Genomic DNA, 14,956 nt, shown 5'->3' with positions numbered 1-14,956 from the left:
GCCTTCTGGCGAACGTTTGATCGGTTCTCTGGAGATAATGCCGCCGTGGATGAACTTGATACGGGAATCATTCGGCTTCTTCAAACGGATGCGCGGCAATCGAACCGGGAACTGGCCAGACAGCTGGGCGTCGCCCCCTCCACCTGTCTGGAACGCGTCCGCGCCCTCACCCGGCGCGGCGTCATCCGCGGCTACCACGCCGACATCGCCCCGGCGGCGCTGAACCGCAGCGTCCAGGCGCTCGTCTCGGTCCAGGTCCGCCCGCTGAGCAGGACCGTCATCGAGACGTTCAAGCAGTCGGCGGCCGAGCAGCCGGAGGTGCTGAGCGTGTTCGTCCTGGCGGGCGGGGACGACTTCCTGCTGCACGTCGCGGTCCAGGACCTGGACCATCTGCACGCGTTCCTGCTCGACCGGCTCAGCAAGCGGCGGGAGATCGCCGGGTTCCGTACGTCGGTGATCTTCCAGCAGGTGCACAACACCGCGCCGAGCCTGCTGCCGTACGACGAGTCAGCTCATTAGCCCCGCCTCGTAGGCGAGGATCGCGGCCTGGACGCGGTTGTTCACCTCCAGGCGCAGGAGGATGGCGCTGACGTGGGCCTTGACCGTGCCTTCCGACACGAACAGCTCGCGGCCGATGTCCTGGTTGGACAGGCCACGGCCGATGAGGGCCAGCACCTCGCGTTCGCGGGGGGTGAGGGATTCGGTCCGTTTGCGGGCGGTGGAGGTCCGGGTGAGCCTGCCGTCGCCCAGCTCCGCGATGACCTGCTGGGCGATGCGCGGTGACAGGTACGCCGCGCCGCCCGCGACCGCCCGGACACCGATGATCAGCTCACGCGGGTCGGCGGCCTTGAGCAGGAAGCCGCCCGCGCCTTCCGCGAGCGCCCTGGCGACGTACTCGCGCTCGTCGAACGTGGTCAGCATGACCACCGCCACCTCCGGAAGCGCGGCCCGCAGCTCGGCGGCGGCGGACAGGCCGTCGAGGCGGGGCATGCGGATGTCGAGCATCGCCACGTCCGGACGGTGCGCCAGGGCCAGCTCGACGGCCTCCCTGCCGTCGGCGGCCTCGGCGACGATCTCGATGCCCGCGTCGGTGGCCAGGATCGACTTCACCCCGGCCCGGACCATGGGCTCGTCGTCGGCCAGCAGCACCCGGATCATCCGCTCTCCCCTGTGTCTTTCGGCCATGGCAACCGGGCCGTCACGGTGAATCCCGCTCCATGAGGGCCGGCCTCCAGCGTGCCGCCCAGCAGCCGTACGCGTTCGCGCAGGCTCGCCAGCCCAGTCCCACCGCCGCCGGTGGACGGCGCTTCGCTGGTCGAGGGTGCGTTGGTGACCACGACGACGACCGTGTCGGCGCGGCGCTCGATGGTGACACGGACCTCGGCGCCGGGTGCGTACCGGGCGGCGTTGGTCAGGCACTCCTGCGTCACCCGATGCGCGGCCCGGTCCAGCAGCGGCGGCAGGACCGCCGAGCGCTCGTCGCGGCGCAGGGTCACCGCCATGCCGGCCCGCCCGGCCCGTTCGACCAGCGTCTCTATCGACTCGTCCGGTGGGTCCGTGGGGGCGCCGCCCGAGTCCCGCAGCACCCCGATGGTACGGCGCAGCCGGTCGGTGGCCGTGACCGCCGAGGCCCGCAGCTGGGCGGCCGCCTCCCGGTTCGTCTCGTTCATGTCGGCCGCCAGCTCCAGGGCGCCGGCCCGCAGCGCGATGAGCGCCAGCTCGTGCCCGAGCGAATCGTGCATGTCGGCGGCGATGCGGGCGCGTTCATGCAATTTGACGCGCTCGGCGGTGTACTGCTGCTCCCGCTCCAACTGACCGACCCGCTGCCGGCCCGCCTCGACCAGCTCCGCCTGCTGCCGCCGGAAGCGCCCCGCCAGCCAGGGCAGCACCGCGAACAGCGCCATGGCCATCAGCGCACCCACCCCGTCCCAGAGGCTCACCCCCAGCTCCACAACACCGGGTATCGCGACCGCGCCCAGGACCAGCCAGTCCCGGCGCACCGGAAGATGCCTGCCGTGCAGGTAGGCGAGCACGGCGATGACCGCGAACAGCAACTGCCGCCAGGTCGGGATGTGGTCGAGGTACAGCCCGTTGACCAGGCTGATCCCCGCGACCACCGCCAGAATCGCGCCGTTTCTCACCTACCAGACCTTATCGACTCAGACGGGATGACCTGCGGAACCGTGTCAGCCTTGCGCTCCCGCAGCCGGACGATCCGCATCGCCGCCGTGGCCACTCCCGCGAGCGCCGCGACCGCCAGGGTGATCGTCAACGGTGCGGGGAAGTAGGTGAGCTGGGCCCAGGTGATCGTCCGCCCGTTCGAGATGAACGAGATCAGGTCCGGATACGCCGCCAGTACCGCGGCCGGCAGCAGCACCGGCACCATCCGCAGCGCGATCCGCCACCCGGGATGCCCGGCCCGCCCGGCCGCCCAGCGTCGTGACCGCCACACGCCCAGGATGCCCAGCCCGATGGCGGCCAGCCCGATGAGGCCCAGCACCAGCTCGAATGTCTGCCGCCCACCACCGGGCAGCTCCGGCGTCCGCCCCTGGGTCATCGCGAACAGACCCGTGGCGACGGCGTACGTGTCGTCGGTGAGGGCCGCGCTGTTGGTCATGACCGCGAAGCCGTAGCCGGTCTCTGGGGAGATCGCCTCGACGGCGGTGTAGGTGAACAGGTTGCCGGAGTGCACGAGCAGCTTGGTGTCGCTGTCGGGGGCCCAGCCCATGCCGTAATCGCTGACCTTGGACGGGGTGTGCATGGTCCGCAGACTTTGGGAGGTGACGAGCGGTTTGCCCTTCCCGTTCTGGTTGATCAGCCAGGCGCCCATGTCGGCGGCGGTGGTGATGACCCCGCCGGAGCCGCTGCCGTCGAGGAACCCGGGCAGTTCGGGGCGCGCCAGCCAGGCGCCGAACACCGAGTTGTAGCCGTCCGACGGCCCGACCACCTCACTCCGCAGGGCGCTGTGGGTCATGCCGAGCGGGGCGAACACGTGCTGCTTCAGGTAGTCGTCGAAGCTCTGGCCACTCGCGACCTCGACCAGGCGGGCGGCCAGGTCGTAGTTGGCGTTGCAGTACGCCCAGTGGGTGCCGGGGTCGGTGGCGAGCGCGCCGGTCTTGAGCCGGTCCACGTACTGGGCGAGGGAGGTGGTCTCCTCCAGGGCGTTGATGTCGAGGGTGGTGTCGGACAGGCCGGAGGTCTGGTTGAGCAGCTGACGTACGGTGATCGCCGCGCCGCGCGGGTCCGCCAGCTGGAAGCCGGGCAGCTGCTTGGCGACCGGCTCGTCCAGCTTGATCTTGCCCGCGTCGACCAGCGTCATCACGGCCATGGCGGTGAACGACTTGCTGACGGAGGCGACGCGCATGGGGGTGTCGGCGGTGACGGGCCTGCCGTCGGAGCCCTGGCCGTAGCCGGCGGCGTGGATCACTTGGTCGTTGTGGGTGACCACGACGGACATGCCCGGCAGCCCGGTGGACTCCACGACCTTGGTGAGGTAGGAGTCGATGGCGGCCGGGGTCGGCGCCGGCTGTTCAGTTGAACCGGCGGCGGGCGCGGTCAGGGCGAAGGTCAGCGCCGTTGTCGCCGCCAGGACGCCGATGAGCTTGCGTTTCATAGTGACGACGGTAGAAATCGGCGGCCCGGAAAAGATCCGCCGACCGTCCAGGACCACCCCTGACGAAAGTCTGACGTCAGTCCGGGAACCGCAGATACGTGGGTGGCACCTCGTCCACGAGCCACACCCCGTTGGCGCTGACCCGGAACTCGTGTCCCGCCTCGTGCATCGCCGCAGCGTCCACCGGCAGGACCACCGGTCTGCCCCGCCGCGCCCCCACCCGCGTCGCCGTCTCGCGGTCGGGCGACAGGTGGACGTGGTGGCGGTTCATCGGCCGCAGCCCCTCGGCCCGGATCGCGGGCAGGCTCTTCGCCACCGTGCCGTGGTACAGGCATGCGGGCGGCGTCGCCACCGGCAGGTCCAGGTCGACCTCGATGGAATGCCCCTGGTTCGCGCGGATCCTGCCGTTCTCAAGGGCGAAGCGCTGCTTGTCGTTGCCCGCCACGACCCGCTGCAGATCGGCCGGGTCGATCGGGAACCCATGGGAGGCGGCGGCCCGGAGGAAGACGCCGACGTCCACCCAGCCGCGCTCGTCCAGCTCGATCCCGATCCGCCCGGGCTCGTGACGCAGGTGCTTGGACAGGTATTTGGAGATCCGCACCATACGCCGATCGTCAATCATCTTCCGAGCATGTCGCAGCGGCCCGATCTCCGGCAACCCTATTGTCTGGATTTTGTGTACGACGTAAGCTTACAAGGTACACAAAATCAATCAGGAGGCCGACACCATGACCACCACCATCGCGATCATCGTCCCGTTCGTCTGGCTCGGCTGGCTCGTCGTGACCGAGTGGGTGCCGATGTTCCCGCTGAACGACCTGCGGCCCGGCAACGTCGGACAGCGCGTACTCGCGGCGGGCATCAACTACCCGTTCCCGTTACTGATCGCGGCCGGGGTCGCACTGCACCGAACCTGGTCGCTGCTCGCCGCCACCGCACTCTGCCTCGTCATAGTCGGCGGACACCTGTGGAACTGGTGGATCCCCTACTTCGGCACCGCCACGGCCGCGCAGCGGGAGACGTACCAACGCGAGTACAGCCGGACGCTCAAGATCCTGCCGATCGAGGGACATGATGTGGTGGTAGACGTTCAGCACCTGGTGGTGGGCGCTCTGTCCCTGCTCATGCTGGCCACCACGCTGATCGCTACGCTGACCGGATGAACGAGCCCGCACCCCGGCGCGGCAGGGGACGCCCAGCCGTCCTGACCCGCGAACGGATCGTGGCCGCGGCCATCGAGGTAGTGGACGCCGAGGGGCTCGACGCGCTCACCATGCGCCGCCTCGGCACCCAGCTCGGGGTCGCGGCCATGTCCCTGTATCGCCACCTGCCGAACCGGGACGCGGTGCTCGCCGCAGTGGTCGACCACCTGTTCGCCGAGGCGGTGATCGACCTCGACGCCGACACGCCATGGCCCGAGGCGCTGGCCCGGTTCGCGGGTTCCTACCGGCTGATGCTGCTCGGCCATCCGCACGCCGTGCCCCTGCTGGCCACCCACCCGGTGGACATCGACCTGGGCCTGGAACTGCTGGCCGGGCTGCTGGACCGTTTCGAGGCAGCGGGAATCCCACGCCAGGACGCACTCACCGCGATCCAGTCGGTAGCCGTCTATGTCCTGGGCCATGCTTTGGCCCAGGTCGGCACCCCACCGGACACCAACACCCCTGAACCACCGGCGGAGACCGCGGTGGCGTTTTATGACCAGTGGTTCGAGGCGGGGTTGCGAGCCATGGTGTCGGGTTTCGAGGGAGGACTCGACCGAGGGCGTTGACCACGCGCTTGCGCCAACTGTATGCATGTCACGGCAGGACCCGGACAGGGGGCCATGCCCGAAGGCATGCGAATAGCCATCACTTTACGTGCTCGTGATGTAACAATGAGTGTCATGCCGTCCCCCCGACATGACACCCTCATCAAGCTGTTCGCCGACCGCCCTCAACTGGCGGTGGAGATCCTGCGTGACTTCCTGGGGGCGGACCTGCCCGCCACCCCGCTGATCCGGCGGGAGACGAGCACCTTCAGCACCCGCCCTTCCGACGACATCGAGGCCGACCTGGTCCTCGTGCTGGGGCCACCACAAACGCCCGCCCACGCCATCATCGTGGAGATCCAGCAGGACAAGTCCAAGGATCCCCGGCAGCTCGCCCGCTACGCCGCCGCCCTGTGGCTCATGCTGGGCTGCGACGTCTCGGTCCTGGTCATCTGCCCCGATCGCAACGTCGCCACCCACTACGCACAGCCGATCGAGTCCGGGCTGACCGGCTACCGCCTGCGACCCTGGGTGCTGGGGCCGGACGGCATCCCGGCCATCACCGACCCCCAAGAGGCCGCCGCCCACCCGCACCTCGCCGCCATGTCGGTCATGGTCCACGGACGCGACCGCAAGGTCATCGAGGCGTTCGCCGCCGCGCTGGCGGGCGTAACCGACGAACACGCTCCGGATTACTATGAATACGCTTACGACATGTCCACGCCCGAGATCCGCCACCTCATGGAGGAGATCATGAAGTCCGCGTCCCCCACATGGCCGGTCTACAGCCCCTTCGCCCGCGAACACTACGGCCGCGGCAAAGCAGACGGCATTGCCGAAGGCATGGCCGAAGGCTGGACAGCGGGCAAAGCGGAAGAGGCCGCCAGATTGGTGCTGCTCGTGCTGGCCGCCCGCGGCTTCACCGTCCCCGACGACATTCGCGCTCAGATCACCGCCTGCACAGACCTTGCCCAACTCGAAACCTGGGTCAGCCGCGCGGCCACCACCCAGACCCTCCAAGACCTGTTCAACGAACCAGGCTGACAGCATCCAAAAGAGCGACCGCGGCGGCGGGCCTCGCCGTAGAGCGAAGGGCCCGCACGAAACGCCCGAATAGATCGGTTGCGCCGCGCGCCGCACACAAATCGAAAACGACCTTCAGTGATTTTCCAGGCCGACCCGGCTGGGCGACACCGGGTAGTCGTCAACGATCATGGAGTTGTAGAGGCGGGCGCTCTTGGTGGTGAGGCGGACGAGGGCGCGGCTGGGCCCCGCGGGCAGGGCGGAGATCAGGCGAAGGCCCTGGACCAATCCCCGCACGCCGAGGCGGGACGTGGGGACCAGGGTCTTCGCCGCGCTCAGCGCGACGGCGCGGCTGCCGCGTACGTGCTCCGCCATCACGCGCTCGTAGGCGGGGAAGGCGCGCTCGTGGTCGCCGCCCGCCCGCGCCAGCTCCCCGGCGAGGACGTACGCGCCGACGACCGCCAGGCTGGTGCTGCCGCCGACGGCGGGGCCGGGGCAGTAGCCCGCGTCGCCGACGAGCGTGACCCTCCCCCGCGACCAGGTGTCCATGTGGAGCTGGGTGATCGAGTCGAAGTAGAACGCCGGGGTGCGGTCGAGCTCGGCCAGCCAGCGGTCCACGTCGGTGTGCAGGCCCCTGAACGCACCGCGCAGCAGCTCCTTCTGCCGGGGCACGTCGCGATGGGAGTAGTCGAGCTCGCGCTCGCTCCGGAACAGGAACATCGCCCGCGCCTCGCCGAGGTGCCGCGCGCCGTACATGCCGGCGGTGCGGCCGACGCCGACGTGCATGAGGAGCTCGCCGTCGAGGTCGGCGGCGTTGGGCAGGGTCAGCACCCCGAGGTAGGCCCCGATGAATGCGCTGAAGCGGGACTCGTCGCCGAAGACGAGGCGGCGCACGTTGGAGTGCAGCCCGTCCGCGCCGACGACGAGGTCGAAACGGCGCGGCGCGGCGTTCTCGAACCGCACCTCGCCGTCGGGTGAGATCGCGGTGATCGAGTCGCCGAAGATGTACTCGACGTCCTCGCGCGTGGCGTCGTAATAGATCTCGCTCAGGTCGTCGCGCATGATCTCGACGTGCCGGCCTTCGGCGGCGCCGAAGATCTTGGAGAGGTCCACCCGTACGGGACGCCGCGCGCCCTCGCCGTACGCGGTCATCCGGTTCGCGCCGGTGGCCCGCCCCTCGATGCGCGCGAGCACGCCCATCTTCTCCGAGATGTTCATAGCGGGCCGGAACAGGTCGACCGCGTGGCCGCCGGTCTTGCGCAGAGTCGGCGCGCGCTCGACGACCGTGACGGAGAAGCCGTGCCTGGTCAGCCAGTACGCCAGTACCGGCCCGGAAACGCTGGCGCCGGAGATGAGAATCCGCATGTGCACGCTTCCTTTCTTAACGATAAGTAAGCGTAACATGGTTACTTACCTATCATTAAGTCAGATAGACTTACGGCATGCCTCGTCCCTCTGACACCAAGCAGCGGATCCAGGACGTCGCCCGCGAGCTCTTCGCCCAGAAAGGTGTGCAGCGGACCAGCCTTCAGGAGATCGCCGACCAGCTGGGCATCACCAAGCCGGCGCTCTACTACCACTTCTCCTCACGCGAGGACCTGGTCCGCAGCATCGTGCAGCCGATCATCGAGGAGGAAGAGGCGTTCCTGACGGGCCAGGAGGCACTGGCCGAGGTCGACCCCCGCGCCCTGCTGGAGGGCTACTTCGACTTCCACTACCGCCACCGCGAAGCGATGGTGCTCATGCTCAGCGAGCTGACCACGCTCGCCGACCTGGGCCTGATCGACCTCGTGCTGGACTGGCGCAGGCGGCTGACGAAGCTGCTGCACGGCCCCGAACCCACGCTCGAGCAGGCCACCCGGGCCGTGATCGCCTTCGGCGGCCTCCAGGACTGCACGATCCAGTTCACCGACGTACCGAAGGACGAGCTCCGCCGGGCAGCCGTGGACGGCGCCTACGCGGCCCTGGGCATCTCGCCGCAGCGCGAAGCCTGACGAAGTCGACTGCCTGGCAGCTACGAGGAGTTGACAGCAGCGAGGTAGGCCGCGTTCAGGCGCTCGCGAACGCTCGGTGATCGCGCCGGGGATCCGGAGCCGAGGTGCGAGTGGCGAAGCTCGTCCATGAACTCTTGCCAAAGCGCGGGGCCGCCTTGTTCGAGAAGCTCGGCGCGAACGCGCAGCGCGCGGCTCGTGGGCCGGTGGCGAAGCCCCCAGCTGCCGAGCTGCGCGAACACGGGTACGAGTTGGATCGCGGGTTCGGTCAGGCTGTAGCGCGCCCGCTGGCCGGCTCGCGCGTCCTCACGGGTGAGCAATCCCAACCCGACGAGTCGCTTGAGTCGGTCGGCGAGAATATTTGACGCGATCCCCTCTTCTGAGCCGGCCTGCAGCTCTCGGAAATAGCGGCGGTCTCCGAAGACGATGTCGCGAAGGACGAGCAGGCTCCAGCGATCACCGAACACCTCGACGGTGGCGTTGATCGGGCACCCCGACCGCGGCTCATGCACTTCGCCCATAGTGCTTGCAATCTACCAGCACCCGGTACTACGGTCTCAAAGCGGTTGCAAACCACAAGCGGAAGGGGCCACCCGTGCTGAGGCAGGTCGCGGAGGGTGTGCTGATCCACGAGAGCGAGTTCTGCCAGAGCAACGCCGTTGTCGTGCACGGCCGGGCCGGCGTGTTGCTCATCGACCCTGGGGTGCAGAACCACGAATTGGCCTGCCTCGCGAACGACCTGTCCGATTCGGGCCAGACCGTGGTGGCAGGCTTCTCGACGCACCCGGATTGGGATCACCTGCTCTGGCACCCCCAGCTCGGCGCGGCCCCTCGCTACGGCACGGCCCGCTGCTCGGCCAGTGTCCGGGATCAGCTTTCCGACCCGGATGCGAAGGCCCACATCGCCGACCACCTGCTTGAGACGGAAATCGCCGGACAGGTACCGCTGGACCTGCTCGGCCTCATCACCGCCCTGCCCGCCGAGACGGCGCAGATTCCATGGGATGGCCCCCAAGCCCGGATCATCGAGCACCAAGCGCACGCACCGGGCCATGCGGCGCTGTTCATCGAGGAACGCGGGGTTCTCGTCGCCGGCGACATGCTCTCTGATGTCCTGGTTCCGATGCTCGACCTGAACGGCACCGCTGACCCGATCGAGGACTACCTAGCAGCGCTGCGACTGCTGGAGAGCGTGGCGGGCGACGTCGATGTCCTCGTCCCTGGGCACGGGTCAGTCGGCGGAGCTGATCAGGTACACGCGCGGATCGAGCGGGATCGGGCGTACGTGCTCGCCTTGCGTGAGGGCCATGTTCCCGATGACCCGCGGATCGGCCCATCGGCCAAGCCCGGCTGGGAGTGGGTAAGCGATGTGCACGACGGGCAAGCCAAGCGCCTCGCCCGAAGAAGCGAGCGCGACGGGACGCCCGGCTAGCGATCCGCTTGCGGGACTGGCCTGCACGTCCTGCCGACTTCTTGGCTCAAGACAGTGAGCTCTTTCAACCTGACGACCCTGGTCGCGATGGCCGCACCCGGCGTGCCGAACGTCGATCCCGGTAGCGGAGATCAGAGCCGGCCCAGCAAGCGCTGCTGGTCCTGGCGCACCTGCGCAACGGCGACACTTACGCCCGCCTGGCTGCTGGCTTCACCATCGACGCCACCACGGCCTGGCGCTACACCGCCCTTCGGTTTCCGCAGGGCGATCGTCCGGGAGAAGGCTCCGGGCATGATGATGTCGCCGACGTTGTCCTCGATCCCCGTGATCGACACACCAGGCAGCGAATCGTCCCCCACGGGATCGTCTACTGCGGCGGAGATCAGCGAGACCGCCACCGACTTGTGTTCGAGCGGCACCCGCACCTTGGGCCCCCTCCCTGCGTACGAACCGGGGCAGAGTGCCCGAAACCAGCGCTAACGCCCCTACCGGGTGTGAAGTGTTGCGGCGTGCCTACCTCACGTGGGCGGCGGCCGCTTCAACAAAGGTCTGCAGCGCTTGCCTGATGCCTTTCTGGCGCAAGTCGAGTTCTTCTGCGGATTCAGCCTTATACAGGCCCCTGGTGAGCTCCAGCGCTGCACGCGCCAGGTCGATGACCTGCTCATCGTCCGTCACCAACATCACCCTCGCTAGACCTTCGTAGGCCGCAACGCGACTCGTGGTCTTGGCCGCCCGTGCTTCCTTGTAGGCGAGCGAATCAGACGATCCCTCAACACGGGCTGCCCACTGGTCAGCGTTTTTGCGCCGTAAATCGAACACCGCACCGGCGTAGGAGCTGTAGACCGTCAGGCGTTCCTGACGGAGCCGCTCATCGCGAGCGAACCGCTCCGCACGGCGGCTGGCCCGGCTCTGGAAGATGTAGGTCAGCGATGCCCCGAAAAGAGTCCCCATCACTGCGATCAGAGAGGTGAGTACGCTCTGCACACAGCCAGTCGAGCATGAGCACCACGGCAGGGAAACCGTTCAGGCGCAATGGGTCGAAGCCCACCGCGCCTGAACGGCAAATCAGGCGTAGGTGAAACCGTTCGCCTTCGTCGCCGCCCCCGCGTCCGTGATGACCACGAGGGCCACCGCGCCGACTGCGTGCGCCTGGTTCTTGCATCGGATGGTGGTGTCATCCATCACGATCACGGCAGTGGCGGCCGTACCACCGACCGTCACGGTGGAGCCGGGTGTGAAGTTGCAGTCCCTGATGGTGAGGTCGGTACCGCCTGCGGCCGCCGAGGCGGGTGCATGGCCATCAGATGCTGCCCACGTGTGGGCCTTCCCATGCCGGATCTACGGGGAGCTGAGCGGGCTGTAGGCACGCAGTGCGGCGGCTAGTCCCGCTTAACACCGTTTGACCTCCCGTGTCGTACGAGATGGGCTTGGGGGTTTGGGTGGCGGCGCACACAGGTGTCGGCGCCCACGGGTGCTCGGCGGGCGCCCAGCGCGACAGGCCCGCACGGAACACGGGCGCGAATAAATCGGTTGCGACGAGCGCCAGACGAAGCATAGGGTCGGTGACATGCGCTTTTACCTGTAATTCGTTGGGGTGCCAATACCCCGGCCACTCGGCCCCGCCCGGCGGTGTGTATGCCCGCCGACCTCGTCCAGACGCGGCAGCTGAGCTTGTCGACCGGCCCTGGCCGCGTCGTGAATTACGTAAAGGAGCTTCCTCATGCGAGTACGTTCAGGCAAGAAGCGACACGGTAAGAACCTCCCTGGGCAGGAGACGCCACCGGTGCCCCGGCAGATGCCGAGGATGCCGCAGCGGCCCATCGCGCCGCCCAGGCGAATCCCGCCCAAGGGACGCTAGTCCACTACCGGGATGGTAGTAAGTGCGGCGCGCGACCCAACGCCATGGGCGCGCCGCACACAACCCGCGGTGCCCCGGTCCCTCGTTCGAGGGGCCGGGGCACCGTCGTGTCAGGACCGGGCACCGCCCGGGGTAGCCGACCAAGGTCCCCGCGACGAACCGCCCTGACAAGCAGAAAGGTCAGAGGCGATCGACCTCGACGCGGACACGCCGTGGCCCGAGGCACTTCGTCAGGCCGCACTCACCGCCATCCAGTCGATCGCGGTATATGTCCTGGGCCACGCCCTGGCTCAGGTCGGCACCCCACCGCGCACCCGGCCGGCGGTGGAAGGCGACGCGGCCGCGGTGGCGTTCTATGAGCAGTGGTTCGAGGCGGGGTTGCGGGCCATGGTGGAGAGTGTTCGAGCGAGAACTCGGCCGAGGGCGTTGACCAGGAACTCGGGCCAGCGGTGAGGCGCCATACCGAAGGCACATGAATAACCATCACTTTCTGTACTTGTGATGTAACAATGAGCGCCATGCCGTCCCCCCGACACGACACCCTCATCAAGCTGTTCGCCGACCGCCCTCAACTGGCGGTGGAGATCCTGCGTGACTTCCTGGGAGCGGACCTGCCCGCCACCCCGCTGATCCGGCGGGAGACGAGCACCTTCAACACCCGCCCTTCCGACGACATCGAGGCCGACCTGGTCCTCGTGCTGGGGCCACCACAAACGCCCGCCCACGCCATCATCGTGGAGATCCAGCAGGACAAGTCCAAGGATCCCCGGCAGCTCGCCCGCTACGCCGCCGCCCTGTGGCTCATGCTGGGCTGTGACGTCTCGGTCCTGGTCATCTGCCCCGACCGCAACGTCGCCACCCACTACGCACAGCCGATCGAGTCCGGGCTGACCGGCTACCGCCTGCGACCCTGGGTGCTGGGGCCGGACGGCATCCCGGCCATCACCGACCCCCAAGAGGCCGCCGCCCACCCGCACCTCGCCGCCATGTCGGTCATGGTCCACGGACGCGACCGCAAGGTCATCGAGGCGTTCACCGCCGCACTCGCGGACGTGACCGACGAACACGCTCCGGATTACTATGAATACGCATACAGCATGTCCACGCCCGAGATCCGCCGCCTCATGGAGGAGATCATGAAGTCCGCGTCCACCGAATGGCCGGTCTACAGCCCCTTCGCCCGCGAGCACTTCGGCCGCGGCAAAGCGGAAGAGGCCGCCAGATCGGTGCTGCTCGTCCTCGCCGCCCGCGATTTCAACGTCCCCGACGACATTCGCGCCCAGATCACCGCCTGCACAGACCTCGGCCAACTCGAACTCTGGCTCACCCGCGCGGCCACCGCCCAGGCCCTCCAAGATCTGTTCAACGAACCAGGCTGGCAGCACCCTTAAAGCGTGGTTGAGAAGATTGTTTATGTTTGGCATGACGGCGTGACGAGAGGCATTGGTGCGTCGAGCAGCAGGTGCATCCGTGGTGCGGGCTCGGGGCCTGCAAGCCCCCGAACAGGTCCGCTATCACATGCCCGTCTCGCAGAGCCGTTCCTGCGCAGGCTGCGGTAAAGCGTCAGCTCTTCCGGAACAAGGATCCCGGCCGCTACAGTGACGCCTGCCCGTGATCACGATCATGACTCCGGGGCAGAACGTCTGGAAGGACGAGGAGATGGCGCGACGTGCGGTAAGGACGGGTGCCGGAACGCTGGTGGTCGCGCTGGGTCTCCTGGTAGCAGGCACGTGCTGGCACACTCCCGTGGTGATGGCGACGCCGGTCGCCCTCGCTGGCCAACCTGCCCGGCCTGCATCCCCTGCAGAGGCTCCGCCCTTCGGAAGTGAGCTGCGCGGACCGTTGAAGGGCCACACACGCGGCATCAGCGCGCTCGCGATCGGCGAGCGCAGCGACGGCACCCGAGTCATCGTCTCTGCCGGCTTCGACAAGACGCTGCGGGTGTGGAGCCTCGACACGGGTAAGCCGCTCGGCAGGCCCATCACCGGCCATCACCGGCCGGCGTACGACGTGGCTATCGGCAGGCGCAGCAACGGCACTCCTGTCATCGTCTCCGGCGGTGAGGACGGCACCGTACGGATGTGGAACCTCGACACCGGCAAGCCCTTGGGCAAACCACTCAGAACCGGGCACGCACTCGTCCACGCGGTTGCCGTTGGGAAGCGTAGTGACGGCACGCCGGTCATCATCTCCAGCGGCGAGGGCCGCAAAATGGTGGCGCTCCACATGTGGAACCTGAACACCGGCAAGCTCATCGGTAAGCCGTGGTGGGGTCACTATTCCGGTGTCATGGACATCGAAGTCACCAAGCGCGCCGATGGGTCGCCCGTCTTTGTGACCGGCAGCACCGACGCAAGGATGCGGATCTGGAACCTCGACACGCGTAAACCCATCGGCAAGCCTCTCAACGCCTGCTTCACCTGCATGGTGTACGGGATGGCGATCGCGGAGCGCAGCGATGGACAGCGCGTCGTGATCTCGGCAGAGGTCCCGAACTTCCCTCTGGACGAGGGAAGCCCACCAGCGACACTGCGCATTTGGAGCCTGGAGTCGGGCCGGCCCCTCGGGGAGCCCCTGACGCATGAAGGAAACGCCCACCACTCCTTCGTCGTGACGGCCAAGGACGGTGACGGCACCCCGGTCATCGTCTCGGGTGGCAACGACCGCAACCTGGTGGTGCGCAACCTCGACACCGGCCGACCCCTTAGTGGCCCCTTCACCGGTCACACCGACAACATCAGCGCTCTGGCTGTGGGCACACGCGAGGACGGCACCCCCGTCGTCGTCTCCGGCAGCCTCGACACCACGATCCGGATGTGGAGTCTCGCCTGAGCAATCCATCACTGACGCTTACTTTCCGGGAAGTGCCATTTTCTGAGTGCGTGCTGAGATGGACGATCAGCCTCAGTCACAGACGTAGCGGGGCTGACCTCGGGCGGGTCCCCCTCGGGAGATGCGGCGGGTCATGCCGGCGACGGCAGCCCAGCGGATGATCGCCTCGGAGACGGCAGGGTCGCGTTCGTGGTCACGAGCCAATCGTCGGCAGGCGGTCAGCCAGGCCAGTGTCCTCTCTACCATCCACCGGCGGGCGATGACGCTGAAGCCGCGATGGTCAGCGGGCTTGCGCACGATCTCCAGAGCAGTGCGCAGCATGTCACGGGCCCAGTCCACGAGCCGTCCTGAGAAGCCCTGGTGTCCACTACCGGGATGGTAGTAAGTGCGGCGCGCGACCCAACGCCATGGGCGCGCCGCACACAACCCGCGGTGCCCCGGTCCCTCGTTCGAGGGG

General features: G+C 68.0%; 17 protein-coding genes and 1 pseudogene. 9 read left to right on the top strand and 9 right to left on the bottom strand.

Features of this window, described 5'->3' with window-relative positions:
• The first annotated feature begins 45 nt into the window (after positions 1-45).
• Positions 46-519: an Lrp/AsnC family transcriptional regulator gene (locus AB0B61_RS55270; protein ID WP_358449980.1), complete on the top strand. Its 474-nt coding sequence runs from the start codon at positions 46-48 to the stop codon at positions 517-519.
• On the opposite strand, the gene AB0B61_RS55265 is transcribed toward AB0B61_RS55270, so the two are convergent.
• The 4 genes from AB0B61_RS55265 to AB0B61_RS55250 form a co-directional block, all read right to left on the bottom strand.
• The gene (locus tag AB0B61_RS55265) at positions 508-1,158 is read right to left on the bottom strand and encodes a response regulator transcription factor (protein ID WP_358449978.1); all 651 of its coding nucleotides are present in this window, start codon (positions 1,156-1,158) and stop codon (positions 508-510) included. The genes AB0B61_RS55270 and AB0B61_RS55265 overlap by 12 nt on opposite strands.
• Positions 1,155-2,141, bottom strand: coding sequence for a histidine kinase (locus tag AB0B61_RS55260; RefSeq protein ID WP_358449976.1), 987 nt, complete (start codon positions 2,139-2,141; stop codon positions 1,155-1,157). The genes AB0B61_RS55265 and AB0B61_RS55260 overlap by 4 nt, the downstream gene beginning before the upstream one ends.
• The gene (locus AB0B61_RS55255; protein ID WP_358449974.1) at positions 2,138-3,613 is read right to left on the bottom strand and encodes a serine hydrolase domain-containing protein; all 1,476 of its coding nucleotides are present in this window, start codon (positions 3,611-3,613) and stop codon (positions 2,138-2,140) included. Before AB0B61_RS55255 ends, AB0B61_RS55260 begins: the two co-directional genes overlap by 4 nt.
• Positions 3,614-3,689: 76 nt before the next feature.
• Positions 3,690-4,232, bottom strand: a complete 543-nt coding sequence (locus tag AB0B61_RS55250; protein WP_358450026.1) for an RNA 2'-phosphotransferase — start codon at positions 4,230-4,232, stop codon at positions 3,690-3,692.
• Between the two features lie 109 nt (positions 4,233-4,341).
• Here AB0B61_RS55250 and AB0B61_RS55245 point away from each other — a divergent pair, with 109 nt between their 5' ends.
• From AB0B61_RS55245 to AB0B61_RS55235, 3 genes are all read left to right on the top strand, one after another.
• Positions 4,342-4,776, top strand: coding sequence for a hypothetical protein (locus tag AB0B61_RS55245; RefSeq protein WP_358449972.1), 435 nt, complete (start codon positions 4,342-4,344; stop codon positions 4,774-4,776).
• Positions 4,773-5,384, top strand: a complete 612-nt coding sequence (locus AB0B61_RS55240; RefSeq protein ID WP_358449970.1) for a TetR/AcrR family transcriptional regulator C-terminal domain-containing protein — start codon at positions 4,773-4,775, stop codon at positions 5,382-5,384. The genes AB0B61_RS55245 and AB0B61_RS55240 overlap by 4 nt, the downstream gene beginning before the upstream one ends.
• Before the next feature lie 114 nt (positions 5,385-5,498).
• The gene (locus AB0B61_RS55235) at positions 5,499-6,407 is read left to right on the top strand and encodes a hypothetical protein (RefSeq protein WP_358449968.1); all 909 of its coding nucleotides are present in this window, start codon (positions 5,499-5,501) and stop codon (positions 6,405-6,407) included.
• Between the two features lie 114 nt (positions 6,408-6,521).
• Here AB0B61_RS55235 and AB0B61_RS55230 read toward each other — a convergent pair whose 3' ends face one another.
• Entirely contained in the window at positions 6,522-7,751 is a 1,230-nt protein-coding gene (locus tag AB0B61_RS55230; RefSeq protein WP_358449966.1) for an FAD-dependent monooxygenase, read from the bottom strand.
• 77 nt (positions 7,752-7,828) lie between these two features.
• On the opposite strand from AB0B61_RS55230, the gene AB0B61_RS55225 reads away from it, so the two are divergent.
• Positions 7,829-8,380 (top strand): helix-turn-helix domain-containing protein, encoded by a 552-nt coding sequence (locus AB0B61_RS55225; RefSeq protein WP_358449964.1) that lies wholly within the window; start codon positions 7,829-7,831, stop codon positions 8,378-8,380.
• 20 nt (positions 8,381-8,400) lie between these two features.
• On the opposite strand, the gene AB0B61_RS55220 is transcribed toward AB0B61_RS55225, so the two are convergent.
• On the bottom strand, positions 8,401-8,898 hold the full coding sequence (locus AB0B61_RS55220; RefSeq protein WP_358449962.1) for a helix-turn-helix domain-containing protein: 498 nt from the start codon (positions 8,896-8,898) through the stop codon (positions 8,401-8,403).
• A 74-nt stretch (positions 8,899-8,972) separates the two neighbouring features.
• Here AB0B61_RS55220 and AB0B61_RS55215 point away from each other — a divergent pair, with 74 nt between their 5' ends.
• Complete coding sequence (locus AB0B61_RS55215) at positions 8,973-9,809, top strand: MBL fold metallo-hydrolase (protein WP_358449960.1); 837 nt, start codon at positions 8,973-8,975, stop codon at positions 9,807-9,809.
• A 41-nt stretch (positions 9,810-9,850) separates the two neighbouring features.
• Positions 9,851-10,051: pseudogene (locus AB0B61_RS55210) on the top strand (transposase family protein); the annotation flags it as partial.
• 271 nt (positions 10,052-10,322) lie between these two features.
• On the opposite strand, the gene AB0B61_RS55205 reads toward AB0B61_RS55210, so the two are convergent.
• On the bottom strand, positions 10,323-10,793 hold the full coding sequence (locus tag AB0B61_RS55205) for a hypothetical protein (RefSeq protein ID WP_358449958.1): 471 nt from the start codon (positions 10,791-10,793) through the stop codon (positions 10,323-10,325).
• Between the two features lie 81 nt (positions 10,794-10,874).
• Positions 10,875-11,147, bottom strand: a complete 273-nt coding sequence (locus tag AB0B61_RS55200; RefSeq protein WP_358450024.1) for an IPT/TIG domain-containing protein — start codon at positions 11,145-11,147, stop codon at positions 10,875-10,877.
• Positions 11,148-12,185: 1,038 nt separating this feature from the next.
• Between AB0B61_RS55200 and AB0B61_RS55195 the strand changes: the two genes are divergently transcribed.
• Both AB0B61_RS55195 and AB0B61_RS55190 read left to right on the top strand, forming a co-directional pair.
• Positions 12,186-13,058, top strand: coding sequence for a hypothetical protein (locus AB0B61_RS55195; protein WP_358449956.1), 873 nt, complete (start codon positions 12,186-12,188; stop codon positions 13,056-13,058).
• Between the two features lie 361 nt (positions 13,059-13,419).
• Positions 13,420-14,499, top strand: a complete 1,080-nt coding sequence (locus AB0B61_RS55190; protein WP_358450022.1) for a hypothetical protein — start codon at positions 13,420-13,422, stop codon at positions 14,497-14,499.
• Positions 14,500-14,571: 72 nt separating this feature from the next.
• On the opposite strand, the gene AB0B61_RS55185 is transcribed toward AB0B61_RS55190, so the two are convergent.
• The gene (locus AB0B61_RS55185) at positions 14,572-14,838 is read right to left on the bottom strand and encodes a transposase (RefSeq protein WP_358449954.1); all 267 of its coding nucleotides are present in this window, start codon (positions 14,836-14,838) and stop codon (positions 14,572-14,574) included.
• Between the last annotated feature and the right edge of the window lie 118 nt (positions 14,839-14,956).

This window comes from Nonomuraea sp. NPDC049158 (assembly GCF_040648335.1).
Classification (GTDB): domain Bacteria; phylum Actinomycetota; class Actinomycetes; order Streptosporangiales; family Streptosporangiaceae; genus Nonomuraea.
Note: the sequence above shows the minus strand (reverse complement) of the source record. Positions and strands in the feature narration are given on the sequence as shown.